Below are 25,840 nucleotides of genomic sequence, written 5' to 3'. Positions count from 1 at the left end.
GAAGTGACCAAGACAACCACCGACGATCGCCTCGATCCGAAAGTTGTCAAGATCGCCGTCGCGCTCATTGTCGGCTCGCTCGCCGTGGTCTTCGACACGACGATCGTCAACGTTGCGCTCCAGACCCTTTCGGCGCAGTTGCACGTGCCGATCTCGACGATTCAGTGGGTGAGCACCGGGTACTTGCTCGCGCTCGGTGCGGTGATTCCGCTCGCCGGTTGGGCGCAGGCCCGATTCGGCGGCAAGCGAGTGTGGCTGTTCGCCTTGACCGTCTTTCTGATCGGCTCGATTCTGTGCAGCCTGGCCTGGAGCGCTACCAGTCTCATCAGCTTCCGGATTGTTCAGGGATTCGGCGGCGGGCTCCTGTTTCCGCTGTTCTCGACGATGATCATGCAAGCGGCGGCAGGCAGGGCGTTGGGGCGCACGATGTCGATCGTCAGCTTGCCGATGGTGGTGGTGCCGATTCTGGGTCCGATCATCGGCGGCGTCATTCTGAACTGGCTCGACTGGCGGTGGCTGTTCTGGGTGAACGTTCCGTTCTGCGTGGTCGGCTTCATACTGGCCTGGCGGATGCTGGACGCGGACGCCACGAACGCGCGTCCGCGTTTCGACCTCGTCGGCTGGCTTCTGCTGTCGCCGAGTCTGGTCGCGATTCTGTTCGGTCTTTCCAGGTCGTCGCAGAAAGGCGGTTTCGGCGGTGCCGACGCGTTCGGCCCGTTGCTTGCCGGCACGGTCCTGCTGGTGATATTCGCCTGGTATTCGGTTCGACGCGGCGGCACGGCGTTGGTCGACGTCAGGTTGTTCGCACACCGGCCACTCGCGTCCGCCACCGCGATGGCCTTCCTCTCCGGAGCCGCGCTCTACGGCGGCATGGCGTTGCTTCCCCTTTATTTGCAGCAAGTACGCGGAGCTGACGCGCTCCACGCCGGCTTGTTGGTTGCTCCCTTGGGTATCGGCGCGCTCCTGGGCCGCCCGCTGGCCGGTGGACTCACCGATAGGATCGGGCCAAGGCGGGTCGCGTTTGCCGGCTTCGTGATCGTGGGACTCGCGACCGTGCCTTTCGCGCTCGTCTCGGCGACGACCGACGAATGGTTCCTGATGGCGGTGCTGGTGGTGCGCGGCTTCGGACTCTCCGTCGTGTCGATTCCCCTGCAGGCGGCCTCGTTCGTCGGCCTTCGGCGTGACGAGATTGCGCACGCCGGCATCATCAATCGCGTCGCGCAGCAGGTCGGCGGGTCATTCGGTGTCGCTGTGCTCGCCGTCATCCTGGATGTCGCTCTCGGCAACCATTCGGGTTCGGCGGCGCTGGCCGCGAACGCCTTCGACCAAGCGTTCTGGTGGGCAGCAGGGTTCACCGGAGTCGCCCTCGTACTGAGCCTGATGCTGCCCGGCGCGCCGCAACCAACACCGAACAACTCCCGCGCCACGACCGCGGGCGTCGCTCAGGAAGTCTGAGCGGCAGCTACTGGCGTGTCGGCGGGCGGCATCGACCCACTGCCGTCCAGTTTGTAGCTCAGCGGTTCGCGGATTTGGAACCTGCGGAACAGCAGGTGATGGACTGACGCCCCGAGTATGGCGCCCACCACCGGTGCCAGTAGGTACACCCACAACAGCGTTGTCTGCGCCGAGATGATTGCCGGACCGAACTGGCGAGCGGGATTGGCTGATCCGCCGCTGTAGGCACCAAGTACGACAATGAGCGTGGCAACGAAGAGGCCGACCGTGGGCGGCAACCATCGGCTATAAGCCGGATGTGCCAGGAAATGCCCGACGAGCAAGATCACTACGATCACGCTGGCGGTCTCGGCGAGAAACACAGCCGAGGTGCCCCAGCCAGGGCCAGGACGCAACGCCGCGTCGCCGACGGTCGGGCCGGCGGCGGCACTGCCCCATGCCAGTTGCCCGAGCTCAGTGCCGAGCAGCGATCCACCCAGCTGCAGGGCAACGTACGGCAGCACGCTCGCGCCGGGGAACGCGTCTGTCAGCCACAGGCCGATCGTCACCGCCGGATTCATGTGCCCCCCGCTGCGTCGGCCAGGCGGTGAGTAGATCAACGCGACCAGCACCACCCCGCTGAGTGGGCCGAGTACGGCGAGCGCATTGTGCAGGCCGGCAATATACAGCGGCGAATCCGGTGCTCGCAGCCAGCGCACCATCGTCACGACAACGAACAACAACACCGTGCACAGCAGGAATTCATCCGCCGCGCGCGCAAGCGGCAGCGGCGTAGGGCGGGCGAGCTTCTTGCCCATCAAGGCCTCCTCGTTTCGGACGCCGCGAGGTCGGCAGGCGCAGCTCTCAATCGTGAGTGTCCCCGGCCCCGACCAGTGCGTCCAGCGCCGGTGGTGCATATTCATCATGCGCCTCACACATGCGCAGAGCGCCAGGGCGCCTTTCGGTACCTTGATGCTGCTTTGAGATCAAATTGATTGGCAAGAAGGGCAGCACGGATTGCCCTGACGATCACTTGTGTTATAACTTTGCGGTCATAGTTATATAATCACCGAATGTCCATGATGTACCTCGTAGGCGACCTCGCGGCGATCGCGGGCCGACAGGGTCAGCAGACCGCAGTGTTCTTGCCCTATCAACATTCTTGCACGATCAACTATTCGCTGCAGAGGTAAGTGATAATGGTGCGCGTTCTCTTTTCTGCCACCCCCGCCCACGGGCACATCTTCCCCCTTCCTGCCCCTGGCTCGAGCCTTCCGTAAGCGCGGTGACACCGTCGCGCTCATGTCAGCCCCCTCCGTCTTCGCTGTGTTGGCCGCAGACGACGTGGAGTTCCTTGCGGCGGGTGCCGAACTCCCTGACATCGTCGCCGAAGTCCAGCTTCGTATCGGTGTCAACCTGCTGGAGGGCATAGTTCCCGCCGCTGCGGGCGAGGGGTTCGGCGGTACGAGGGTGGACATGTCCTTGGAGGAGTCGTTGGCGGTGGCCCGCGAGTGGCGGCCCGATCTAGCTGTGGCCGCCGGTGACGATGACCGAACTCGTCCCGGTCAGGTTCGCCTCCGGCAGCGGGCCAGCCGCCGTGCCCAGGGTGATCAGGGTGCCGGCCGCCGGGTCGATGGGCTCCTCGGCTGCGGCCGCGACCCCGGTGCTCCCTACCGCGACCGCCGCGGTGATCAGACCGGAGAGACCAAACATGGCGCGGCGAGACAAGCCGCCGTTTCGGGTTCCTGTTGGATAGGCACCAACCCGACGCTACTTGGCGTGATCACCCAAAAGCGTGAAGGCGGTTGATCGACGGGAGACTGACAGCCGTCAGTGCTCGTACCCCGACGGCGGTCAGCGCCAGCCCAACTCCGGGGCCACGTGAGTGAGGATGCTCTCCAGTACGTGGGCGTTGTAGTCGACACCAAGCTGGTTGGGAATGGTCAGCAGGAGGGTGTCCGCGGACTGGATGGCCTCGTCCTCCTTGAGCTGCCTCACCAGCTCGTCCGGCTCGGCGGCGTACGAACGTCCGAAGATCGCCTTCGTGTTCTCGTCGATCATGCCGATCTGGTCCCGTGAGTTGCGGTCGCGGCCGAAGTAGGCCCGGTCCAGGTCGTTGGTCAGTGCGAAAATGCTCCGGCTGATCGACACCCGCGGCTCTCGGGCGTGACCGGCCTCTTTCCACGCGTCGCGGTAGGCCTCGATCTGCTTGCGCTGCTGGACGTGCAGCGGCTCACCTGTCTCGTCGAACTTGAGTGTGGAGCTCTGCAGGTTCATCCCCAGCTTCGCGGCCCAGGCGCCGGTCGCGTTCGAGGCGGAGCCCCACCAGATGCGTTCGCGCAGGCCAGCGGAGTAAGGCTCGACGCGCAACAGCCCCGGCGGGTTGGCGAACATCGGCCGCGGGCTCGGCTGCGCGAAGCCCTCACCCTCGATCACCTTCAGGAAGGCCTCGGTGTGCCGGCGGGCCATGTCCGCGTCGGTCTCGCCTTCGTCCGGGGTGAACCCGAAGTAACGCCAGCCGTCGATCACCTGCTCGGGGGACCCCCTGCTGATGCCGAGCTGCAGGCGGCCGCTGGAGATGAGATCGGCGGCACCGGCGTCTTCGGCCATGTACAGCGGGTTCTCGTAGCGCATGTCGATCACGCCGGTGCCGATCTCGATCTTCGAGGTGCGCGCGCCGATCGCCGAGAGCAGCGGGAACGGGCTGCCGGCCTGCTGGGCGAAGTGGTGCACGCGGAAGTACGCGCCGTCCACGCCGAGCTCCTCGGCGGCGACCGCCAGGTCGATGGACTGGTGCAGGAAGTCGGCGGCGGACCGGGTCTCGGAGTGCGCACCCGGCGACCAGTGGCCGAAGGAGAGGAAGCCAATCTTTTTCACAGCAGGTGTAAGCGTCCGGCGGAGGCGTTTGATTCCCACCGCGGCGGCTGCGAGGAGTTCCCGTCCGTGACCGCCGAGGCCTACCAGAGCGCGGCCGGAACCGGCACCGAGTATGTCGAGCGCTCGCCGGCTCTCGACGCGGTGACGTCGCTGACGGAACCGTTGGCTCCGTTGACAAGGCCACTGCTGGACGCTGCGTGTCCAGCGGTCACGCCGGTGTCGGAAGCGATCGGCGGGAGCCCAATGGTCGACACTGTCGGCCGGACGAGAACACTGTCAGCGGGACAACCACGGCACCTCCGCCGCGTCGACGAACCCGTTGCTCAAGACCCTGGTCGCGGCCGTCCAGGCGACGAACCTGGTCGACCCGCTGAACAGCGCGCCGTCCATCACGGTGTTCGCCCCGACCGTCAACGGAAACCCGGTCCTCTGCGGCAACATCCCCACCAAGAACGCGACCGTCTTCGTTATCGGCAAGGTGCTGACCCCCGGCACCAACAAGTCGTGACAACAACGAGGTCTTTGCCGGGGAAACCGTCCGGGAAAATCAATTCTTCCCCGGACGGTTTCGCCGGGTTCGGGCCATTTTCGTAGCGGTGAATTTCGTGCTGCCTCAGCGGGCCAGAGTTGCCGCCCGTCCGGTCGGAGACGGTGTGCACTCTCGCCTGCCTTGCCGCCCGGTATCCGAACGCAGGCCGGGCAGTCGCTGATGACATCGTTGCCATGGCTGCCATCGGTCTGGGGAGGCGATCCGGCCGCCCGGGCGCAGTCCGGGATGGATCTCTCTTTCGTTGAACCGTGAGATAAGCGAAAAAGCGTTTTACGCTAACCTGCGCCTAACCTTCTGGCACGGTGGCGCTGTTCGCAGTGGCCACGAATGGTTCTACCGTCTTCCCGGCTGGACCACGGTAGCGGCGGTGGAGCGGCAGACAAATGAGTGCGGCGTGGAATACCGCTCTCGGCATGGTGATTTGTCCGACTTGCGGCATTGCGTGAATCTCCGGATGCGGCAATCGGGCCTGGTGTTCCCCGTTCTTGCGGCTGCCCGTTGACAGGACGAACGGGTGCAGCTACTTTTCGGCGAGTGCCGAGTATGTGACCTCTAATCACATAAAGGGCACGAGTCACATATATGAACGCCAATCCGGGGAAGGAGGGGCGGCTTGGCGTCGGCCAAGAGATCTGTGGAGGTCGGGCGTATCCGCTGTCGGGTCGCCTGTCCGCGTCACGCGACGCTCGGCGTCGGGTTCGTCATCGTGTGACCACGGATTGATCACCCATCAGCTGTGGAGGATGTGCAATGTCGCACCATCAGTTCCGAAGCCGTCAACTCAGTATCGGGGCAGGGACCGTAGCGCTCGCCCTGCTTGCCGTACCCGCCATTACCATGAGCTCTGCTGGTCCGGCCGCTGCCGCTGCCACTCCCTCGGCAGCCAAGCTCAATCCTGCGGTCGCCCCCGGCGGCAATTTTGATCTCTCCCGGTGGGAACTGCAACTCCCGACCGGCTCCCCGGGGTCACCCACGACTATCCCCTCTTCGGGTCTGGTGGGGTCGAACGGGTTCCAGGACAGCTATTTCTCCACCGACAAAACCGACGGTTCCATGAGCTTCTGGGACCCGGAAAACGGCGTCACCACGCCGAATTCACATTACGCGCGGTCAGAACTGCGGGAAATGAACCCCAACGGCTCCGCAGCTGCCTGGTCCGTTCCCGGCACCCACACGCTTTCGGCGACCGTCAAGTCCACCCAGATCCCGAACCACGTCTGTGTCGGGCAGATCCACCTCGGCCAGAACAGCGGATCGACGAAACCGTTGCTGGAGCTGTTCTACTACGCCAACGGCGACGTCAAGATGGGGATCGAACAAACCCCCGCCGGTGGCAACGAGATCCTGTACAAGGTCGGGAATGTGCCCGTCGGCACGCAGTTCACTTACGTGATCGCGCTGACCGGAGGCAACACCATCAGGCTGACGCTCAACGGCAAGCAGACGACCTGGCCGCTGGCCTCGGCCTTCAAGAGCTACACCATGTACTTCAAGGCCGGCGACTACGACCAGTCGACCGGAAGCAGCAGCACAGTCGGAGCGAAAGTGCAGTTCTACGCACTGTCGATCCAACACGCCTAAGGACTGTCACAAGTAGATAGTCAACGAAACCGGGGCCTCCGTTTTGCAGCCTGTTTCGGACGGTCGCACCTCCGCTTCGTCGCCGAGCGTTTCCTCTCCTCGATACCGAAAGTGGCTAGCTCTGCGCTGATCCCGCCGCCAGAAGGAATCCGGTGGAATCCTCATTCCGCCGGTTTGTTCACCGGAACCAGTTAGGGAGAATGTGCAATGTCGCACAGGAGAGTCCTGGGTAGAATCGCGCGGGTCGGGGCGTGGGCGTTGGCGCTCACGCTGGTGACCTCGGGGGTGGCGCTGGCGTCGAGCGGCACCATCGCTGCCGCGCCCACCACGCCGTCGGTAGCATCGACCTGGAGCACGGACTTCAGCAACTTCCACACACCGAGCTGGAACAACAACTACGGCCTGACCTCGGACACCCAGGTCTGCAAGGGTGCCACTTCGTCGTCGACTTGCAACTGGGGTTACTCCAACTTCCAGCCGGTGAGCGACCCGACCGCGCCCGGCGGTGGTCAGGCGCTGAAGACGACCTATCCGGCGCCGAGCGGACCGCCCAGTTGCGGGTGCGGGCTGGGCGGCGGCCAGATGTATCAGGATCTGAGCAAGTCCACCGCGCCAGGCGCGGCCGCGCTGGCGGCCAGCCCGACACTGGATCTGAAGTACTATTACAACTTCCCCGTCGGCTTTGACTTCGGGAAGAAGCTGGCCGGCAAAATGCCCGGCCTCTGGGGTGGTGGTGTGCCCGGCTGTGAGAGCGGCGGCCAGCATTGCCAGCAGGGCTGGTCGACGCGCTACATGTGGCGCGGCGGGAGTGCCAACGCGACCGATGGCGAGCTGTACTTCTACACCGCGTCCGGTGGCGGCTTCGGCGCAGATCTCTGCAAGGGCAACTGGAAGTTCGCCGGGGACGGTAAGTGGCATTCGATCGAGCAGCAGGTGAACACCACCACCGGTTCGATCACCGTCTGGAGCGACGGCGGATCCACCCCGGTATGCCAGACCACGCAGACGCTGCCCGGCGCGAACTCAGGCGTGTTCTTCTCCACCTTCCATGGCGGCCACGACACGTCGTGGAGCCCGAGTAAAACCACCACCGACGAGTTCGCCGACTTCACCCTTGCCACCGGGCAGCAGACCGGCGGTGGCCCCGCCACTCCGGCTACTCCGACCGGCCTGACCGCCTCGGGGGCGACGTCGTCGAGTCTGAACCTGTCGTGGTCGCAGGCCGACAACGCTGATCCTGCAGTGTCGTACAAGGTCTTCGAGGGCACCGCGGTGGTGGCCACCCCGACCGCTACCAGCGCCACGATCAGCGGTCTCGCGCCGAACACCAGCCACACCTACACCGTGGAGGCCATCGATTCGGCGGGCAACGTATCGACACCGAGCATGTCGGCGACGGGCACGACAAGCGGCGGCGGTACCAACACTCCTGCCACGCCAACGGGTCTGGCCACCTCCGGGGCGACGACGTCGAGCCTGAAGCTGTCCTGGTCGGAGACGAACAACGCCGATCCTGCTGTGTCGTACAAGGTTTATGAGGGCACCACCGTGGTGGCCACCCCGACCACCACCAGCGCCACCATCACCGGACTGGCACCGAACACCGGCCACACCTACACCGTGAGCGCGCTGGACTCGACCGGTGCCGAGTCGGCGCAGAGCGTCCCGGCGACGGGGCAGACCTCCAGCAGTTCCGGTGGCGGTCTCACGGTGACCATTGCCAAGACGAAGGACTGGGGCAACGGGTTCACCGACAGTGCCACCATCACCAACAAATCCGGTAGCGCGGTGAACGGCTGGAATGTGCAGTTCGATCTTGACGCCAGCGAGAACATCGAAAGCGAGAGCAATGCCACGCTGACGACGAGTGGGAACCACTACACGTTCACCAACACTGGCAGCAGCGGCTCCATCGCCAACGGCGCGAGCGTCACGGTCGTGTTCAGTGGGGACTACACCACCGGCTACCTTCCCCCGACGAACGTCACGGTCAACGGCCAGGGCACCGGTGGTGGCGGAACCCCCGCCGTCCCAACGGGGCTGGCGGTGTCGGCGGCGACGAGTTCGAGTCTGACGCTGTCGTGGTCGGAGACCGACAACACTGATCCGGCGGTGTCGTACAAGGTCTACGAAGGCAGTGTCGTGGTGGCCACGCCGACAGCGATGAGTGCCACGATCGGCGGGCTCGCGGCTGGCAGCAGCCACACCTACACGGTGGTGGCGGTGGATTCGGCAGGTGCGACGTCGGCACAGAGCGCGTCGGTGACCGGTGCGACGAATCCCAATTCTACCGGCCCGGCCACTCCGACGGGTCTGGCTGTGTCGGGCACGACGAGTTCTAGCGTGAACCTGTCCTGGTCGGAGACGAACAACAGCGACCCTGCTGTGTCGTACAAGGTTTACGAAGGCAGCGTCGTGGTGGCCACACCGACGACGACCAGTGCCACGATCAGTGGGCTCGCGCCTGGCAGTTCGCACAGCTACACGGTGAGCGCGGTGGACTCGGCAGGTGTCGAGTCGGCGCCGAGCGCGCCGGTGACCGCCACGACGAGTGGTGGCGGTGGCGGGTCCGGCTTCAGCCAGCCCGAGATCGACAGTGCGGTCGCGGCGCCGCTTTTCGCCTGGGCTGCGCCGACTTCGGCCGTGCCGCGGCCGGGAACCAATCCAGTGAACATCGGCGAGTCCAAGGTGGTCTACTACCTGGCTCTCGTGGACAAGGTGGCGCCTGGCGCGAAGGCGACCGGCGGCACCACCGTGGACAGTGCCCTGCTGGCCCAGGTGCGCACCATGATCTCCGGCGGGAAGGAACCCGATTCCGACGGTGGTCTCGAGATGTGGGCTCAGGCGCCGGTCGCGCAAGCGCTGCTGTTGCTGAAGAACGGCCCGGCGTGGAGTGAGCTCACCGCGGCAGAACAGAACAAGGTGACCTTGCTGGAAGCCGCGATGGGCTACGGCAGCAACTACACCTACAACGACGCCAACAGCTTCTCCTCCGGCATCTGCGGGTTCGGCAACTTCTCCAAGACCAACAACCCGAACTACCGCGATGGTGGTGTCGACACCGAGATCGCGGCGATCCAGTTCTTCGGGGCGGCGAACTGGGATTCGATGCTGACGTCGTTCAGCGATGCCACGGTCACCTCGCAACTGAAGGCGGCCGGTCTGACCAACTCCGGCCAATGCTTCGCCGCGGTCGGTACTGGTGGCAACGCGGCGATCGCCAGAGCGTTCCTGTATCAGGGTCACCATTCCAGCGACCTGATGGGTATCTGGAACACGATCGCCGGCAACACCTTCGACAAGACCGCGCAGAGCACCGTCAGCCCCGCCCACATCGCCGACGGCACAACCAGTCCGTACGACGGGAAGTGCTGTATGGGACACGAATTCAGCTCCACGGACTCGCAGGGCCTGCGCAGCTCCGCGCTGTATACCTTCGAAGGCTGGATGAACGTGACCGGGAGCCGGGTCAGCATGCAGGTGCTCGGCAACTTCAACCCCGCCGGCGCCTCCAACGAGACGGCCTACCACATCGGCACGCTGGATCTGAAGTACAAGCTCGACCACGGATACATCAGCCATGCGCTCAACCAGAGCAACATCCTCGTCGACGATCATGGCAACCCGGCCACCGACGGCCCGAATGTGAAGGGATTCCTCTACGACTGGGACGCCTACTCCGTCTCAGGCGCGCCCCAAAGCTGAAGGGGAACCGAACACCCAGGACAAGCGTCGGGTGGGGAGCCATGGGTTTCCCCGCCCGACGCTTGTCGCTGAGATGCCGGCGGTGAGCGCGATGCCGGAATGCCTCAGTATCGGCCACGGTGTCGCGGCAACCGTCTAGGGCTTGCCCGGCTGGATCACGATGGTCTGCAAGGAGTCCCGCAGGTGTTGGGCGGCCTGTGAGCTGAGCGGCGCGAGGAACGTGCGCTCGGCCTCATTGCTTGCCTTGGTGGCTCTCCGGACGGTGTCCTGCCCGGCCTCGGTCAGTTCGACCACGTTGCGACGCCGGTCGTCCGCGTGCGGATGACGCGACACCAGCCCCTTGCCTTCGAGCGTGTCCAGCAACGCGACCATCGTCGTGCGATCGATGCCCAGGCGATGCGCTGCCTGCTGCTGGGAGGCCGGCTCGCGGCCGTCGAGAACTAGCAGCACCGCTAGCTCACGTCCGTTGGTGCCGTACGGCGCCAACGCCTCCTCGTTGAGCGCGGCCATCCGCAGCTGCGCGTGTTTGAGCAAGTAGCCCAGACGCTTGCCCAACTCCGGTCCCGGTCCATCAGTGCTCGACATCGGCCAACTCTATCGTTAGGCTGATCGTCAGTACTACTGATGATCAGTCAAGCTGCAGATGGAGTCGTCATGATCTTGGTTACCGGGGGCCTGGGCTTCATCGGCTCACACACCGTGCGAGCCCTGCTCGACCTGGGCGAATCCTGCGTGCTGGTCCAGCGCCGCGCTGTCGAGGCTCCGGCAGGCCCCGCAGGGGAGCCGGTGGTGGTGGAGCAGGCGGACATCACCGATCTGAAGACGTTGCTCGACATCGGAACCCGTCACAAGATCACCGGCATCGTGCACCTCGCCGGTTCGATGCCCTGGCCGCCCAGCGCCGCCCAGCCCATCGACGCCGCGCGCACCGCGATCGGCGGCCTGTTCAACGTCCTGCAGGCCGCCCAGGACTGGGGCGTGACGCGCGTGGGCGTCGCGAGCACGATCGGCGTGTACGGCGGCGTCACCGACGAGGGCGCACTCGGTGAGGACATGCCGTTGCCGATGACCGCGGACCACGTGATCCCGGCGTTCAAGAAGATCGGCGAGCTGCTGTCCGATCACCTGGCCGGCGCCACCGGCCTCGAGATCGTCAACTACCGCATCGGCGCCATCTGGGGGCCGCTCGGCCGCGCCGCGGGTCCGTTCTTCGCCGCGCCCCAACTCGTCCACGCCGCTGCCCGCGGGACCGAGCCGGACCTCTCCAGGCTGAGCTCCCCCGTACACGCGGAGGATGCGATCGATCTGTGCTACGTCAAGGACTGCGGCCGAGCCATCGCGCTGCTCCAACTCGTAGACCAGCTCAGCCACCGCACCTACAACGTCGCAGCCGGCCGCGCGACGACGAACGCCGAGGTCATCGCCGCGATCAAGAAGGTCGTCCCGGACGCCCGGATCGAGCTACCCACGGGCGGGTCCGGCCGACAGAGCTACCTCGACATCACCCACATCCAGCAGGACACCGGCTATCGGCCCGCCTACGACACCGAACGCGCGGTCGCCGACTACCTAGCCTGGCTCCGCGCGGGCAACGACCGGTGAACGTGCACTGTGGACCGCACTTCTCGCGGTCCACAGTGCACGACTCGGCTTTGCCAAGGAACCTGTCGCCTCTTGGTCAGGACAGGGCGAGGCTGGTGTCGTCGAGGACGAACGACGTTTGCAGGGTGAAGTCCTCGGCGCCGGTGAATCGCAGAGTGACGGTCTGGCCGGCGTAGGCGGACAGGTCCGCGGTGTGCTGGGTGTAGCCGGGTGCCGCGTTGAGGTTGGAGTAGGTGGCCACTGTGGACAGCACCGTTCCTGAGCTGTTCAGTATCTGGGCCTTGAGCGTGTCGTAGGCCTTCGTCGTGGTGGTTTCAGCGGTGTCGATGTGTAACCAGAAGCCCAGGCGGTAGGTCGCGCAACCGGTGGGCAGGGTGACCGTCTGGGACAAGGTGTCGGTATGGGTGGAGCCGTGGCCGTCGAGCCAGGCAGCCCAGCCGCCGCTGTGTGCGGGTTGGGAACCACTGTTGGTGATGACGGCTGTGGTCGACCACGGGGCCGGCGTTCCGGTGTCGAAGCCCGGGTTGCCCAGCAGTTGCGTGGCGGTGCAAGTTCCGCCGGGCCCGGTGACGGTCCAGGTGAACGACGTCGATCCCGCTGGGCCGGTCGAGTCGGTGACGGTCACCGTGACTGTTGCCGATCCCGCGGAGGTGGGTGTACCGGAGATGAGCCCGGTGGCAGGGTTGATCGAGAGTCCTGCCGGAAGGTTCGCGGCGGTGTAGGTGAGGGTGCCGCCGGCGGTGTCAGCGGCACTGATCTGCAGACTGGACGAGGTGCCGACGGTTCCGCTCTGGGTGCCGGGGTTGGTGACGGTCACGGTGCCGGTGGGGGAGGACGACCAGATGTCGGTGATGGGCGTGGCAGTCGCGCTGGCGCCGGCGGCAGGGAGTCCGTAGGCGTCTTCGAGGGTGCGCAGCACGCTGTAGTGGTTGATCGTCTCCGCGTAGGAGCCGGGGGTGACGCCGGCTCCGGTGATGATGGTCGGGACCTGATTGCCCGCGCTGTTGTCGTCCTCGTCCCACGTGACGACGAGGACGCTGTTGTGCGCCTTGGCCCACTGGGCGTAGCCGTCGATGTTGTTGTGCAGCCAGGTGTCGCCCTGGGCAACTGTGCCGTCGTGCATGTCGTTGCGCAGGTTGGGGATCACGAACGACAGCGTCGGCAGGGTCGAGTAGTCGGTGGGGAAGGCGGTGAAGGGCTGGTTTGCCGACGTCGGGACGTTGCTGAAGTTGACCCAGGGATTGTGTTTGCGGGCGTAGGAGCCGCTGGTGCAGCCGGTGTACCCGGCCGAAGGCATGGTCTCGGAGTAGCCGGTGAAACCGAACCCGCCGCCGCGCAGTTCCTGTCCGAGGTTCGCGCCGGAAAAGGTGTGCGGGCAGGAGTCGTCGGACAGGCCCTGGGTGGATCCGGAGAACAGGGCGAGGTAGTTGGGTTCGCTCGGGTGGGTGATCGCGAAGGACTGCGTGAAGGACGCACCCTGACCGGCGAGGGTATTGATGTAGGGGGCCGCGGAGTTCCCGATCACGTCGGAGTAGGAGTGGTTCTCTTCCACCACGACGACCACGTGGTCGGGTCGGGGAACCGAGCCGGCACTTGCCGGTGTTGCGGCCGTGTTCGCCAGGGCGGAGGGCTGGGCCGAGGCAATGCCGGGGGCGAGTCCGGTGAGCGCTATCGCGGTCAACGCCGCGAGCACAACACCGGTGTAGCGGGGGAATCGTGACCTGTCGACCATCGTCGTCGGTCTCCTCAGACGTGATTGGGCCTTGCTGCGGGCGAAGTTCATCGGCGTACTCGTTCCTCCAGATCAGGGCCGGCTGCCGGGGAATGTGCTTTTGTCGCGCGAGAATGTCCGACACCGGCGCTACCGCGTCGAATCTTGCCGAGTTCGGCGCGGTCAGGTGTACCGCGTGCCGGACACGTGTGGCACCCCCGGAAGTCGGTAGTGGCGCTATTCCACTGAAGCGACCCCATTTGGCCGATCCGCTGGGCCTGTTTCGCATTCCTGCGGTCTTCTGGTCGTCGGGTCGGTCGGGTTGGTGACACCAACGGTGACTGAACAGTTTGTTAAGTGCTGGCTCGCCGGCGAAAAGTAAAATTGATTTGTCCCAGGATTAACCTTCCGATAGCTGATCAACTTCCGGGCGTGTCGACTGCGTCTCCTTGTTCTGGTTGCCGGAATCAATCGATTGTGCGGCCGCGGTAACGATCGACCGCTGAACGCCGACAAGTCGGACGGCGCACCAAGGCACGCTCGTCGTGTGGCTGGCGGCGTCCCGGACGTACCCGTGTTCGAGTAACCAGGGAGCGCGCGATGACGCGACACCCCCGTCCCCGTACCTACTTCGCCCTCGGCGTCACGCTGCTGACCTCGGCAGCGCTCGGGCTGTTCGCGGTCCAGGCCGCGAACGCCCAGCCGTTCGGTTACGCCCAGCTCACCAAGGTTCAGCAACGCCACGTCTCCGGCCTGTTGTCGACCGTCCTCAATGGCGAGGATCCCGCCACAGTCCACCGGCAGGCCGTCCCCGGTACCGCCAAGCCCGCGACCGCGGCGGCGTGCGTGAACCAGTTCGGCGCCAATGTCAAGGTCAACCAGAACTGCCTCAACGTCACCGACAGCGATTTGCAGGGTCGGGGGCAAGCCCAGAACGAGACCTGGGCCGCGGCCGACCCGAACAACGCCGACCACGTCGTGTCCAGCTATAACGACTACCGCCGTGGTGACGGCACCTGCGGCGTGAGCTATTCCCTCGACGGCGCCCGGACCTGGGCGGACGCCACCACGCCCAACGGCTTCAGTCGCGGCGGCGACTTCGGCGCACCACGGGAGTACTGGCAGGCCGGCGGCGACACATCGGTCGCGTGGGATTCCCGGGGCAACGCCTACCTGTCTTGTCAGGTGTTCAACCGCGGCAACGGGACCTCGCCGAACCCCGACCAGTCCAGCGCGTTCCTGCTCTACCGGTCCACCGGTACCAACGGCGCCTCGTGGAACTTCACCGGACGCCCTGTCACGACCCACAACGACACCGCCGGTGCCGGGACCTTCCTGCTCGACAAGCAACTCCTCGCCGTCGACAGCAACGCGCACAGTCCGTTCCGGGACCGTGTGTACGTGTCCTGGACGACGTTCGCCGCCGATGGCACCGGCTACATCTACGAGGCCTACTCCGCCGACTACGGCGAGACGTTCTCCGCGCCGGTCCTCGTCAGCGCCGACAGTGCCCTGTGCCCGAACGCCACGGGTCAGCCCACGCCGTTCGGCCGGTGCAACCAGAACCAGGATTCGCAGCCGTTCGTCGGCCCGGACGGTGCGCTGTACGTGGTCTACAACAATTTCAACAACGATGCCGCGTCGGCCACCGACAACCACAACCAGGTGCTCCTCTCGCGCTCGAGTGACGGCGGTCAGAGCTTCTCGGCACCGGTCCTGGTCGGTTCCTACTACGAGCTTCCCGACTGCGCCACGTATCAGAACGGGCAGGATCCCGGTCGGGCGTGCGTGCCGGAGAAGGGCCCGTCGGCCAACTCGGTGTTCCGGGCGAGCAACTATCCCATCGGCGCGGTGGACCCCACCCACGGCAATCGGGTCGTGGTGACCTACGGCTCCTACCTCAACAAGAATTCCCAGGAGAGCACCGGGTGTAGTCCGGCCGGGTTCACTCCCGCCCCTGCGGGCAACCTGTACACCGGGGTGAAGACCGGTACCTGCAACAACGACATCGTCCTGTCGACCTCGACGAACTCCGGTGCCGGCTTCACCGGCGCCACCACCGACCCGCGGAACCTGCCCGTCGTCACCACTGCCGGGGCGCAGACTCGGACCGACCAGTACTGGCAGGGCGCCGCGTTTTCCCCGGACGGCACGTTCGCGGTCAGCTACTACGACCGGCAGTACGGCGCGGACGAGAACCTCGGGTTCTCCGACATCACCGTGTCCGCGACGCACAACCCGGCCGGGTCCAGCGCGGTGTTCGCGCACACGAGAGCGACGTCGGGCAGCATCCCGCCGCCGACGCAATTCGCCGGCACGTTCTACGGTGACTACGCCGGTATCGCCGTGACCGCGCGGACGGCGTACCCGGTGTGGTCGGACACCCGGCCGGTCGATCTGTTCCTGTGCCCGGGAACCGGCACCCCGACCGCGCCACCGCGAACCTGTCAGGCTGGAGCCGCCAACGCGTCGGTGGCCAACGACGAAGACACCTATATCACCCGTATCGCCCTCCACTGAGCAGAGCCACGGACAAGGCCGGCGGCCGGATGCGGGCAAGCATCCGGCCGCCGGCCTTGTCACGGTTGGCGGCCTGACCCGTGCTCAGGTGAGGTTGAGCGTGGTGTCGTCCAGGACGAAGGAGGATTGCTGGGTGTAGTCCTCGGTGCCGGTGAATTTCACCGTGACTGCCTTTCCGGCGTACGCGGACAGGTCGAATGTCTTCTGCGCGTAGCCGGGGGCCGCGGTGAGGTTGGAGTAGGTACCCAAGGTTCGCAGGACCGTGCCCGAGCCGTCGAGCAGTTGCGCGGTGAGCGTGTCGTAGGCCTTGGTGGTACTGGTTTCGGCGGTGTCGACATGCAGCCAGAAACCGAGTGTGTAGCCAGTGCAGCCCGTGGGAAGGGTGACAGTCTGGGCGAGGGTGTCGGTGTGGGCAGTGCCTTTGCCGTCGAGCCAAGCGTCCCACGTGCCTGAGTGCGGCGGCTCGGTCGGGCTATTGGTGACGGTGCTGGTTGTCCCGGTCCAGGGTGCGGCGGTGCCGGTTTCGAAGCCGGGGTTGCCGAGCAGCTGGGCCGGGGTGCAGCCGCCTCCGGAACCGGTGATGGCCCAGGTGAAGGTGGTCGAGCCCGAGGGGCCGGTGGAGTCCGTGGCGGTCACGGTGACCGTGGTGGTGCCCGCCGTCGTCGGGGTGCCGGTGATCAGGCCGGTGGCGCTGGTGATCGACAACCCGGGTGGGAGCCCGGTGGCGCGATAGGACAGGGTACCGGCAGCGGTGTCTGTCGCGGGGACCGCCAGGTTGCTCGGCTGGCCGACGGTGCCGGTCTGGGGCCCGGGATTCGCCACGGTCACGGCACCGCCGGTGGTGCCGCCGAATTGGACGTCGAGGATCGCGTGCAGCTCGATTCCGTTGGGCGCGACTCCGGTTTGGCCGTGCAGGAAATCGAAGAACCCGACGCCGGTGACGGTGACCGGGACGTTGGTGGTCTTGAAGCTCGTCGTGACGGTGTATTTGGCGTTGAACTCGGCACGGGCCTTCTGGATGCTGCTCAGCAGCGGGCTGGACGCGCCGGTGCAGGCGGGGTCGGGGATCTCGACGATCATGGTGGTGCCGTTGCCGTCATCGAGAACGAGGTGGTAGTCGGAATCGTTTTCCAGCTTGTATTCGGTCAGTGTGCTGTGGATCTGGAAGACGGTGTCCTCGGTCGGGGAGATGCGGTTGGCGGACGGCAGGTTGGCGGGTTTCGGCAGTGCTCGCAATGATGCGACGGTGGCCGGGGTTGTCGACTGCAGGGTTATCTTGGCGTTGTCCGCGTCGGTCCCGGTTTTGACGGCCCAGCGTTCGACTCCGCAACTGCCGCTTGTCGCGTGTGGTTGCGGGTTGAGAGCTTCGACTTCGACCTCGCCGTTCTGTTCGGCGTCCTGACTGGAGGACAGAGCCGGCACCGCGGCCAGCGCGATGATCGCGACGGCGGGGATGACGAACGCGGCGAGTCGGATGATCTTTTTGCGTTGCATGCGGTCCTCCAGTGGGTGGTGGGGACAACGACGCTTCGCCGGGCGTAGTGCACGTGCCGGGCTGGGCCACGCTCTGCGGGCCGGGAGAAGTCGGGAGAAGCGGTAGGTCCCGACGAGTGTGAGCGGTTCGGTGCGCGTGCGACACCTACCTGCGTATGACAACGGAAAGAATTCTTCCTCGTTCGTTTTCCTTGCCAGAGCAGGAATGTGGACGCCTCGGTGGCGTTATCTTTAGCGCTCGGCATGCTGACAGTTAAGGCTGGGCAAACCACGCCGGTATTCGTCACCGGATCGGGTGTCAACTGCGGTTAACGCCCCAGCGGGGACATCTCGTGCGCTTCACTGGGATCAGCGGGTGCGAGGTTTTCCGCGACGTCGCGACCGCGCCGGCGTGCTCGTGCCCAGGGACGATCCTCCCGGCGCTGAAAGGTGACGATGAACAAGCTTCCCCAGATCACGGTGGTGTTCTGGATCATGAAGATCGCGGCGACGACGCTGGGGGAAACAGCGGGCGACCTCCTCGCGCAGACGATGCACGTCGGCTACCTCGTCAGCTCGATGATCCTGGTCGGACTGTTCGCAGTCAGTCTGGTGACGCAGTTGGCGGCGAAGACGTTTCACCCCGCGCTGTACTGGACGGTCATCCTGTCCACGAGCACCGCCGGGACCACCATGTCGGATTTCATGAACCGGACAGCGGGACTGGGCTACGCGACGGGAGCGCTGGTGCTGATCACAGCGCTGGCGGCGGTGTTCTGGATCTGGAAGCTCAGCGGCCGTTCCTTCGACGTCACGACCATCCGCACGTTCGGTGGCGAGACGCTGTACTGGACGGCGATCCTGTTCTCCAACACCCTCGGCACCTCCCTGGGTGACTTTCTCGCGGACGACTCCGGTCTCGGCTTCGGCGGATCGGCATTGGTCGTCGGCACTGTGCTGGTGCTGATCGCGGTCGCCATGAGATACAGCCGGGTGTCGCACACCCTGCTGTTCTGGATGGCTTTCGTGCTGACCCGGCCACTGGGTGCGTCGGCGGGGGACTTCTTTAGCAAGCCCGTCGCCGCCGGCGGGCTGGGTTACGGCACACTCGGCGCTTCCGCCGTATTGGCATCAGTCCTCATAGGACTGATCCTTTACAGCTATCGGCAGCGCAGACGGCCGGTCGACGACGAGGTGCCGCTCAGTCGAGTTCGACGGTAAAATCCCACACGGCGATGACTTTGTCGTGGTCACGCCAGGTGATCTGGGCTGAACCCGCGTCAAAGGTGCCGGTCAGCTTCAGCGTGGCGGGCTGCCCTTGGCTCGCGGTGACAGTCGCCGGCCCGGTCGCGCTCAGGTGCACCTCGCGGCCCTTGTCGTCTCGTGACGTGAACGCCGACGCCGGCAGCGCCAGCGTGCCGGTGGTGTCGGTCGCGGTGATGGTGATGGTGCCGTCGGCGTGGTCCGGCGGCTTCCCGTTGGTGATCGGCACCGTGACCTGGGGACCCAGTGCGGTGACGACCGCCGAGGTGCCTCCGGGGAGATCGGCGTGCACCCTGGCCCCGATCGCCAGCAGCTGCGGATGGTCCGGCGACGCGGTCGGGGTGGGTGCGGTCGCGGGGGCGGAGGGGATCGGAACGCGTCCGAGGTCATGGATCGTCTGGTCGGCCTCGCTGGTGCCTGCCGCGGCGGGCGGCGTGGACGAGCAGCCGGTGAGGGCACCGAGCAGGAGTGTTGCGGCGGTGAGCAGGGAAGCGCCGAGGAGCGAGCTGGGCCGGTGTGTGCCGGCCCAGCCCGCTCGTGCGCGGTGCGCGTGGTTCACGGAATGCTGTTCCTCTGGTGCTTCTCGTGCTGCTACTTGCCGACCGGGACCGCGGGTGCGGTGACCGTCGGGTGCGGGGCGTCGTCGATGCTGGCGGTCGCCGAGTACACCGCCGCGCCGGACGCCGCCGGGCGCAGCGCGCGGCCGCCGGCGTTGTTGTAGACGTCGGGCCCGAACGGGCGCAGGCCGTCGGCGGCGGCGTAGCCGAGGTGTCCTTGGCCGTCAGTGCCGCCGTGGTTGACGCCGAAGAGGTCTTCGGTACTGCGCAGCCAGCTGTAGTGGTTGTAGGGCTGGTCGGAGACCGAGCCCGGCCGGATGAAGCGGCTGATGAACACCGCGCCGGTGATCCCGCCACCTGGCGTGGTGTCCTGGCCGAACGCCTGGTTGCCGGGCTGGGTGGTGTTCGGTCCGGGCAGTTCGTTGCAGCAAGCCACGACCGACTGGGACACGTCGTTCGGGTTGTTCAGCGCGGCGGTGGGGTTGCCGGTGTAGTCGGCGATGGAGTTGCCGTACATCTTGTACGGCGGGAACGCCTCGTCGAACAGGATCTGGATCTCGCCGTCGTGCTGGAACGCCGGCGACGCCATGATCTGCGGGATCACCTTCTGCAGGAACAGGTCCGAGGCGTAGAGGCCGCCCTGGTGGTTGTTCGGGTCACCGGAGAGGTTGTCGCCCTTGCAGGTGGCGTCGTGGGCGTCGGAGCAGTTGTTCGGACTGATCCAGTTGAAATGCGGGGTGGTGGACTCCTTCGCCAGATCCTGGGTGAGTCCGTCGACGGCTTTGTGTCCGGTGACCGCGGGCAACCCGTTGAGCGGCACCACGTTGGCGCAGTCCTTCGGGTTGTCGATCAGCGAGTGGAACCACGGCACCGGGTTGTGCTTGGGGACGTACTGGTCGGTGGGCGTGGCACCGCCGGGGTCGACGACTCCGGCGCCGTCGGGGCTGCCGGGGATGCCGCACTGGTAGGCGTTCTCCCGGGTCGGGGTGTTGCCCATGTCCTGGGCGTAGACCTTCCAGCTGACCTTCTTCTGGTCGAGCTGGTTGAACAGCGTGGGCACGGACGCGGGGTACACGCAGCCGGTGGAGGCATACGTCTGCCCGTCGGGTGCGGGGTAGCCGGGCTGCACGTTGGTGTACTGACCGCAGTCGTTCTGGTTGGCCGGAGCGGGCGCTTGCCCGGACACGGCACTGATGTAGTTGTCGAGGCTGAAGTGCCCGGTGCCGTAGTACTGCCGCAGCAGCAGCCCGTAGCTGGGCAGGGTCTTCCAGAGGTAGTCGTTCTGGTTCAGCCCGCTGAACGTGGCTTCGTAGGACTTGTTCTCCAGCATGATCGTCCACACGTGGCCGATCTTCGGCGGGGAGAACTGGTTGTCGTGTGCCGACGCGGCGGTGGCGGTCGCGGCGACCGCGACCATCGACAACGCCGCGGCGCCCATCAGCCGCAGCCATCGGCGTCTGAGGTATGAGAGTGCCATCCCGCTCCTTGTGCAGCTATGACCTGCGCCGGTGGGGCTTTCCCCTCCGGCTTGAGCACAGTTGTCCGGCCAAGCACGCATCGCGTGGTCGGGAGTTGACGACGAGATGGACTCCGGATGAACGATTCCACTGATTGCGACATAAAAACCAATATGGACAAGAAAAACGATGATCATTGGGTAAGGCGAGAGTTAGCGCGCGCTTTACCCGGCGTCGCGGCTCTGCGCGCGGGCGCGGCGATCGTGAAGTGGCGCCCAGGAAACTCCCAGGATTCTCCGTCACGCTAAGCCGCGTCACGGTCACCGGAACGGGGGTGCATGTCCGACTGGTGGTCGGTGGGCGCCGGACTGCGGAGGTATCCCCGGCGCGTAACAGGACCAGGCATATTTCTGGATTCCGCATGCCTATTAACCCCGCTACTTTGGTCGCGTTTACCAAACATTGGCGCGTTTGACTCTGTTTGTAACTGGCTGGCTGCGGTAACTTCTGGTCGGCAATTAGTCCGACAATTTCTTCAGTGATGCACATGGAGGATCCACGATGCCGGTCAGCACCGTTTCCCACTCTGCCGCATGGCCGCTGCGAATTTTCGGGGCCTTGCTCTGCCTCGGGGTGGTCGTCATTCACATTCTTGACCAAGGCGGGATTCCCGGGTCGAAGGAACCCGGGTACGTCGGCGTGGGCTATTACGTTCTGGAGATTGTCGGCGTGGTGACTGCCGTGCTGATGCTCGCGGGATTCACCCGGCCCGCTTGGCTGCTTGCCATCGGGGTCGCGGCGGGCCCGTTCATCGGATTTGTGCTGTCCCGGGGTCCTGGGCTGCCCAACTACGATGACGACAAGGGAAACTGGGGTGAACCGCTGGGGGTGCTCAGCGTCGTGGTCGAGGTGGTGCTGCTGGCCCTGTCTGTGGTGCTGTTTCTCCGCGGCGCGCGCAATCGTGCGCCCGTTGCCGTGACCAGCTGAGCTGGCCTTGGCTACCCGTCGCAAACCGGAGGCACGGAGGTTCTCCGTCCCGTGTGGACGGTCAGGAGCCTGCTGACGGTGGCCAGTGCCTGCGGCGTGGCCGCGGACGCGTCACCGGCCACGAGCAGTGGCCCCCGGCGTCGCCGAGTTCGCGCCCGGCCTCGGCGGCGCCGAGTCCGGTATTGAGGTACGGTCCCAGCCAGGGAGGGTCTGTTCAGATGAGCCAACTGAGCTATGTCGAAGCGATCATCGTCGGCGCATTCCAAGGCGTCACCGAGTTGTTCCCCGTCTCCAGCCTGGGGCACAGCGTCCTGATTCCGGCGCTGGTCGGCGGGCAATGGGCCAAAGACCTGAATGTGTCGGCGCCGGAGTCTCCGTATCTGGCGTTCATCGTCGGTCTGCACGTGGCCACCGCCGCCGCCCTGCTGATCTTCTTCTGGCGTGACTGGGTACGCATCATCGGTGGGTTCGTGACCTCGGTCCGGTACCGCCGGGTCCAGACCCCGGCCGAGCGGCTGGCGTGGCTGATCATTATCGCCACCATCCCCGTCGGCGTCGCCGGGCTACTGCTGGAACACCTTTTCCGTACCACCTTGGGGAAGCCGATTCCCGCGGCTGCCTTCCTGATCGCCAACGGCGCTGTCTTGTATGTGGGTGAACGGTTACGGCACCGCGGCACAGTCGGGGAAACCGGCGGTACCGTCCGCGCTGCCGTCGCCGCGCCTGTCGAGACCGCGCCTGTCGAGACCGCGGCCGTCGAGACCGCAGCTGCCGACGACCGGCTTGCCGCAATGTCCTTCGGACGCGGCACGCTGATCGGATCCGCGCAGGTTCTGGCGCTGCTGCCGGGCATCAGCCGGTCCGGGATCGCGATGGTGGCCGGATTGACGCGGGGTCTGTCGCACGTGGAGGCCGCCCGGTTCTCGTTCCTGCTGGCAACGCCGGTAATCCTGGCCGCGGGAGCGCTCAAGATCCCGGACCTGTTCGGTCCGCTCGGCGCGGGCATCCACGGTCAGGTCCTCGTCGGCAGCGTGGCGTCGTTCCTCAGCGCCTACCTGGCCGTGCGCTTCCTCACCCGCTACTTCCAGACCCGGACCCTCACTCCGTTCGCGCTGTACTGCGTGCTCGCGGGTGCCGGAAGTCTTGCCTGGCTCACCCTGCGCTGACCGCTGACGATCTTCCGGAAATGTGGCTCTTGTGGTGTGGGTGTGGGGTCGCGAGCGTGGAACTCAGTGCACTGAGTGTGGGACTCGCCGATGGCGAGTCCCACACTGACGACCTGAGAGCCGGAAATGTACTATCCGAGCTCGGCGAGCAGTGCGTCGAGTGCGGACTTCTCGCTCGCCGGATCCGGACTCGTTGCGCGGAGCCGGCGCAATACCGTGTCGATCTTGCCGTCCACCGTGGTCCACTCGGCCTTGTTCTTCAGTTTCAACCGCGCTTCGGCGTTGTCCCACTCGGTTTCCAGATTGTCGATGTTGGCAGTGGCGCCAGGTTGGTCGCCGGCGTTGAGCAAGCCGAGCGTGTCCTTGCTGATCTTCCGGAACGTCGAGACGTCTCCGAGCGGCGAGGGCGGTGGCACCGGGCTTCCGCCGGGGACCGACTGCGCCGCGGGAGCTGGAGCCGGAGCTGCCGTTGCGTCTTGGAGCGAGGACTTCCGCAACGAGTATCCCGTTCCCGCGGCGATGAGGACGAGTGCCACGACGAGGATTGTCTGCCACAGGCCCCCTCGTTCCCTGACCGCGACGGTGTCGATGACAGCGGCTTCCGGGGTGACATCGGTTTTCGTGATCGAGAGATAGGTGACGACACCGAGGATTCCGACGACGAAGATCAGGCTTGTCACGGTCGTTCCCAGTGCCAGACCGCCCTGGCTCGACGGCTGGGAGAGGTAGTCGCCGATCGACGCTCCCAGCGGGCGGGTCAAGATGTAGATGACCCAGAAGGCGAGTACCGAGTGGAGCCCGAACCGCCAGGCGGCCGCCGTGAGGGCGATCAGCGACGCCACGATGAGTCCGGTGACGAGGTAGCCGAGCCCGAGCACCTCCGCCATGAGGTCACCGGTTGCCGTGCCGAGTGCGAAGGTGAAGAGAATCGCGAGCCAGTAGAAAGCTTCTCGTCGCCTCGTGACGATGGAATGGATGGAAAGCGTCTTCTCGAAGGAGAACCACACCAGGAAGATGACCGCGAGCAGGGCACCGAAGATTATGGTGCTCGCTTCGAGCGGCAGTCCTACGTTGTCGGTGAGGTTGTCGGTGACCAATGTGCCGAAGACGCTGACGAGCGCCACCGCCAGCCAGTACCGGCTCGGGGTGTACCGTTTCGCACTGAATTGCAGGACGAGCGCAACGATAAGCAGGACACCGGTGATGACCGAAACCCCGGTCAGTCCGAGGTTCAGGTTGACGTTGAGGAAATCGGCCGCCGATTCCCCGACTGTTGTGCAGAGTACTTTGACGACCCAGAAGTAGACGGTGACTTCAGGCACCTTGTTGAGGAGTTGTCGGCTCGGTGCGAGCGTGTGTTGCTCAGTCATAAAGCTCTTTCTTGCTCTGGCCGCCGCTGCCGGCAGACGACCCGGGAACGGAAACGGGCACGGTCACGACCGGTCAGACAGTAGGGGGTGCGAGATTAGGTGTCGGCGGAACAAAGATGAGTGGACGGTTAATTCTGTGGAAAAGTAACCAATCAGGGAATTTCGACCGACACCGAAAACGCTCGACCTCGGCGGGCCGGCCTCAGCTGTCGGTGGGCAGTGGGAGGTAGAGGGTGAAGGCCGTCGGGGCGTGCCCGGTGATCGAGAGGCGCCCTCCGCCGGCTTCGGCGATGGTGCGGGCCAGCGCCAGGCCGATACCGTGGCCGTTGTCGCCGGAGGTGCCGCGAGTGAACACGCTGGCGGGATCGACCGGAACCGTGCCCTCGTCGATGACGTCGACGGCGAGGACACCGGCGGCGTCGCGGGCGGCCACGGTCACCGTGCCGCGGCCGTGGCGCAGCGCGTTGTCCGTCAGGACGTCCACGATCTGAGTGACCAGACTCGCGGGGGTGGGCCAGTCGCGGACGCCGGGATCCACCTGCAGGACCAGCCGGCGCCCGTCGCGGGCCAATGGGCCATGCCAGCGACGCTCGATCCCGTCGATCACTTCGCCGAGCTGCCGCGGGGCGGCGGTCAGCCACTGGCTCGGGTGCTGCCGGGCCAGGTCGAGGAGGCCGTCGACGGTCTGCGTGAGATCGCGCACTCGCTCGGCGGCATTCTCGAGCACCTGGGGAAGGTCACCGGGCGGGCTGGTCCGGGCTGCTTCCAGTTCGAGCAGGATGCCGCTGAGCGGTGTCCGCAACTGGTGTGAAGCGTCGGCACTGAAGTGGCTTTGACGCTGCAGCATGTCGGTCAGCCGGTCGACCATCGTGTTGTGCGTTTCGGCCACGCGGTTGATCTCCGCGATGTCGCTGGGTTCGGCGCGCGCACCCAGGTCGCCGCCGGCGATCCGCTCGGAGGAGTCGGACAGCGTTTCCAGGGGCTCGGCGAGCCGACGTGCTTGGCGACGCGCGACCATGACGGCCACCAGCAGGGCTCCGGCTGCCAGCGCCGCCAGCAGCGACCAGCCGAGCAGGGTCCGTCCCCACACCACGCTGGTGGGCGCCGAAGCGCGGACCACGCCGTTGATCTGCTCGGCGCTGGACACCGGCACGGCGACGACGAGGTCCGAGCCGACCTGGCCGTCGGCCGCGACACCGGCCGTCGCCTGCTGCGTGACTCCGTCGGCAACCGCGGGTCCGCGTCCACTTTTGAGGTGTCCGGTCAGGTCGTAGACACCGACTGTGTTGTCGGCTTCGACGGCCGGCAACTCCACCTTGTCCCTGGCCGCGAACTGCGGACTCACCCGGACCGCGGCGGCGAGGGCGACCCGCTCCAGTTCGCCTTGCTCTTCGGTGAGCAGGGACGACCGGACCAGAACCGCCAACGGCAGTGCGAACAGGACCAGCGCCACCGAAATGGCGACCACGGCCACCCGCACCACACGACGTCGCATGGACCCATCATGACCGCCTGCCCTCGCCGCGCGGCACAAGGAGTTCGCCGGTGGCCTTGGGCGTGTTCGTTTTTGCCCTCCTCGAACCCTCT

The 25,840-nt window shown here is 65.9% G+C and carries 18 protein-coding genes and 1 pseudogene; 9 read left to right on the top strand and 10 right to left on the bottom strand.

The genetic code is table 11. The annotated features are described in order from the left end of the window. The first annotated feature begins 3 nt into the window (after nucleotides 1-3). On the top strand, nucleotides 4-1,455 hold the full coding sequence (locus JWQ81_RS06745) for an MDR family MFS transporter (protein ID WP_297538678.1): 1,452 nt from the start codon (nucleotides 4-6) through the stop codon (nucleotides 1,453-1,455). Here the strand turns inward: JWQ81_RS06745 and JWQ81_RS06740 are convergent. The 3 genes from JWQ81_RS06740 to JWQ81_RS06730 form a co-directional block, all read right to left on the bottom strand. Continuing rightward, nucleotides 1,443-2,252 (bottom strand): aquaporin, encoded by an 810-nt coding sequence (locus tag JWQ81_RS06740; RefSeq protein WP_297538676.1) that lies wholly within the window; start codon nucleotides 2,250-2,252, stop codon nucleotides 1,443-1,445. The two genes, JWQ81_RS06745 and JWQ81_RS06740, sit on opposite strands and share 13 nt — an antisense overlap. A gap of 706 nt (nucleotides 2,253-2,958) precedes the next feature. Then, nucleotides 2,959-3,147, bottom strand: a complete 189-nt coding sequence (locus JWQ81_RS06735; protein WP_297538674.1) for a hypothetical protein — start codon at nucleotides 3,145-3,147, stop codon at nucleotides 2,959-2,961. A gap of 141 nt (nucleotides 3,148-3,288) precedes the next feature. After that, on the bottom strand, nucleotides 3,289-4,311 hold the full coding sequence (locus JWQ81_RS06730; protein WP_297538672.1) for an LLM class flavin-dependent oxidoreductase: 1,023 nt from the start codon (nucleotides 4,309-4,311) through the stop codon (nucleotides 3,289-3,291). A 298-nt stretch (nucleotides 4,312-4,609) separates the two neighbouring features. Between JWQ81_RS06730 and JWQ81_RS06725 the strand changes: the two are divergent. The 3 genes and pseudogenes from JWQ81_RS06725 to JWQ81_RS06715 form a co-directional block, all read left to right on the top strand. Further along, nucleotides 4,610-4,819, top strand: a pseudogene (locus JWQ81_RS06725) (fasciclin domain-containing protein); the annotation flags it as partial. Nucleotides 4,820-5,698: 879 nt separating this feature from the next. Further along, on the top strand, nucleotides 5,699-6,442 hold the full coding sequence (locus tag JWQ81_RS06720; protein WP_297538670.1) for a polysaccharide lyase family 7 protein: 744 nt from the start codon (nucleotides 5,699-5,701) through the stop codon (nucleotides 6,440-6,442). A 207-nt stretch (nucleotides 6,443-6,649) separates the two neighbouring features. Beyond that, nucleotides 6,650-10,147: a polysaccharide lyase gene (locus JWQ81_RS06715; RefSeq protein WP_297538668.1), complete on the top strand. Its 3,498-nt coding sequence runs from the start codon at nucleotides 6,650-6,652 to the stop codon at nucleotides 10,145-10,147. Nucleotides 10,148-10,282: 135 nt separating this feature from the next. On the opposite strand, the gene JWQ81_RS06710 is transcribed toward JWQ81_RS06715, so the two are convergent. Further along, entirely contained in the window at nucleotides 10,283-10,732 is a 450-nt protein-coding gene (locus tag JWQ81_RS06710) for a MarR family transcriptional regulator (protein WP_297538666.1), read from the bottom strand. 69 nt (nucleotides 10,733-10,801) lie between these two features. Here JWQ81_RS06710 and JWQ81_RS06705 point away from each other — a divergent pair, with 69 nt between their 5' ends. Then, on the top strand, nucleotides 10,802-11,749 hold the full coding sequence (locus JWQ81_RS06705; RefSeq protein WP_297538664.1) for an NAD(P)-dependent oxidoreductase: 948 nt from the start codon (nucleotides 10,802-10,804) through the stop codon (nucleotides 11,747-11,749). Between the two features lie 76 nt (nucleotides 11,750-11,825). Here JWQ81_RS06705 and JWQ81_RS06700 read toward each other — a convergent pair whose 3' ends face one another. Next, nucleotides 11,826-13,481: an alkaline phosphatase family protein gene (locus tag JWQ81_RS06700; RefSeq protein WP_297538662.1), complete on the bottom strand. Its 1,656-nt coding sequence runs from the start codon at nucleotides 13,479-13,481 to the stop codon at nucleotides 11,826-11,828. 579 nt (nucleotides 13,482-14,060) lie between these two features. Between JWQ81_RS06700 and JWQ81_RS06695 the strand changes: the two genes are divergently transcribed. Next, entirely contained in the window at nucleotides 14,061-15,980 is a 1,920-nt protein-coding gene (locus JWQ81_RS06695; RefSeq protein ID WP_297538660.1) for a sialidase family protein, read from the top strand. Nucleotides 15,981-16,064: 84 nt separating this feature from the next. On the opposite strand, the gene JWQ81_RS06690 is transcribed toward JWQ81_RS06695, so the two are convergent. Continuing rightward, nucleotides 16,065-17,474 carry a putative Ig domain-containing protein gene (locus tag JWQ81_RS06690; protein WP_297538658.1) on the bottom strand — a complete coding sequence of 470 codons (1,410 nt, stop codon included), beginning with the start codon at nucleotides 17,472-17,474 and terminating at the stop codon, nucleotides 16,065-16,067. Nucleotides 17,475-17,909: 435 nt separating this feature from the next. On the opposite strand from JWQ81_RS06690, the gene JWQ81_RS06685 reads away from it, so the two are divergent. Beyond that, nucleotides 17,910-18,674 (top strand): hypothetical protein, encoded by a 765-nt coding sequence (locus JWQ81_RS06685; protein WP_297538656.1) that lies wholly within the window; start codon nucleotides 17,910-17,912, stop codon nucleotides 18,672-18,674. Here JWQ81_RS06685 and JWQ81_RS06680 read toward each other — a convergent pair. Together JWQ81_RS06680 and JWQ81_RS06675 are read right to left on the bottom strand one after the other, a co-directional pair. Further along, on the bottom strand, nucleotides 18,655-19,275 hold the full coding sequence (locus JWQ81_RS06680) for a hypothetical protein (protein WP_297538654.1): 621 nt from the start codon (nucleotides 19,273-19,275) through the stop codon (nucleotides 18,655-18,657). The genes JWQ81_RS06685 and JWQ81_RS06680 overlap by 20 nt on opposite strands. 32 nt (nucleotides 19,276-19,307) lie before the next feature. Next, entirely contained in the window at nucleotides 19,308-20,750 is a 1,443-nt protein-coding gene (locus JWQ81_RS06675; RefSeq protein WP_297538652.1) for an alkaline phosphatase family protein, read from the bottom strand. Nucleotides 20,751-21,291: 541 nt separating this feature from the next. Here JWQ81_RS06675 and JWQ81_RS06670 point away from each other — a divergent pair. Next, the gene (locus tag JWQ81_RS06670) at nucleotides 21,292-21,717 is read left to right on the top strand and encodes a hypothetical protein (RefSeq protein WP_297538650.1); all 426 of its coding nucleotides are present in this window, start codon (nucleotides 21,292-21,294) and stop codon (nucleotides 21,715-21,717) included. 218 nt (nucleotides 21,718-21,935) lie between these two features. Further along, the gene (locus JWQ81_RS06665) at nucleotides 21,936-22,883 is read left to right on the top strand and encodes an undecaprenyl-diphosphate phosphatase (RefSeq protein WP_297538648.1); all 948 of its coding nucleotides are present in this window, start codon (nucleotides 21,936-21,938) and stop codon (nucleotides 22,881-22,883) included. 131 nt (nucleotides 22,884-23,014) lie between these two features. Here the strand turns inward: JWQ81_RS06665 and JWQ81_RS06660 are convergent, their stop codons facing one another. After that, a complete protein-coding gene (locus tag JWQ81_RS06660; RefSeq protein ID WP_297538646.1) occupies nucleotides 23,015-24,253 on the bottom strand; it encodes a hypothetical protein in 1,239 nt (412 codons plus the stop codon). Between the two features lie 202 nt (nucleotides 24,254-24,455). After that, on the bottom strand, nucleotides 24,456-25,748 hold the full coding sequence (locus JWQ81_RS06655; protein WP_297538644.1) for a HAMP domain-containing sensor histidine kinase: 1,293 nt from the start codon (nucleotides 25,746-25,748) through the stop codon (nucleotides 24,456-24,458). Nucleotides 25,749-25,840 lie beyond the last annotated feature (92 nt).

The organism is Amycolatopsis sp. (genome assembly GCF_025464955.1).
GTDB lineage: Bacteria > Actinomycetota > Actinomycetes > Mycobacteriales > Pseudonocardiaceae > Amycolatopsis.
The sequence above is the reverse complement of the archived record's forward strand: the minus strand, read 5'-3'. Positions and strand labels throughout refer to the sequence as shown.

Bases quoted from the DNA above. Each gene is read 5' to 3' on its own strand.
- JWQ81_RS06740 (WP_297538676.1), bottom strand. From the start codon at position 2,252: ATGGGCAAGAAGCTCGCCCGCCCTACGCCGCTGCCGCTTGCGCGCGCG.
- JWQ81_RS06735 (WP_297538674.1), bottom strand. From the start codon at position 3,147: ATGTTTGGTCTCTCCGGTCTGATCACCGCGGCGGTCGCGGTAGGGAGC.
- JWQ81_RS06720 (WP_297538670.1), top strand. From the start codon at position 5,699: ATGAGCTCTGCTGGTCCGGCCGCTGCCGCTGCCACTCCCTCGGCAGCC.
- JWQ81_RS06715 (WP_297538668.1), top strand. From the start codon at position 6,650: ATGTCGCACAGGAGAGTCCTGGGTAGAATCGCGCGGGTCGGGGCGTGG.
- JWQ81_RS06710 (WP_297538666.1), bottom strand. From the start codon at position 10,732: ATGTCGAGCACTGATGGACCGGGACCGGAGTTGGGCAAGCGTCTGGGC.
- JWQ81_RS06705 (WP_297538664.1), top strand. From the start codon at position 10,802: ATGATCTTGGTTACCGGGGGCCTGGGCTTCATCGGCTCACACACCGTG.
- JWQ81_RS06700 (WP_297538662.1), bottom strand. From the start codon at position 13,481: ATGGTCGACAGGTCACGATTCCCCCGCTACACCGGTGTTGTGCTCGCG.
- JWQ81_RS06695 (WP_297538660.1), top strand. From the start codon at position 14,061: ATGACGCGACACCCCCGTCCCCGTACCTACTTCGCCCTCGGCGTCACG.
- JWQ81_RS06690 (WP_297538658.1), bottom strand. From the start codon at position 17,474: ATGCAACGCAAAAAGATCATCCGACTCGCCGCGTTCGTCATCCCCGCC.
- JWQ81_RS06685 (WP_297538656.1), top strand. From the start codon at position 17,910: ATGAACAAGCTTCCCCAGATCACGGTGGTGTTCTGGATCATGAAGATC.
- JWQ81_RS06675 (WP_297538652.1), bottom strand. From the start codon at position 20,750: ATGGCACTCTCATACCTCAGACGCCGATGGCTGCGGCTGATGGGCGCC.
- JWQ81_RS06670 (WP_297538650.1), top strand. From the start codon at position 21,292: ATGCCGGTCAGCACCGTTTCCCACTCTGCCGCATGGCCGCTGCGAATT.
- JWQ81_RS06665 (WP_297538648.1), top strand. From the start codon at position 21,936: ATGAGCCAACTGAGCTATGTCGAAGCGATCATCGTCGGCGCATTCCAA.
- JWQ81_RS06660 (WP_297538646.1), bottom strand. From the start codon at position 24,253: ATGACTGAGCAACACACGCTCGCACCGAGCCGACAACTCCTCAACAAG.
- JWQ81_RS06655 (WP_297538644.1), bottom strand. From the start codon at position 25,748: ATGCGACGTCGTGTGGTGCGGGTGGCCGTGGTCGCCATTTCGGTGGCG.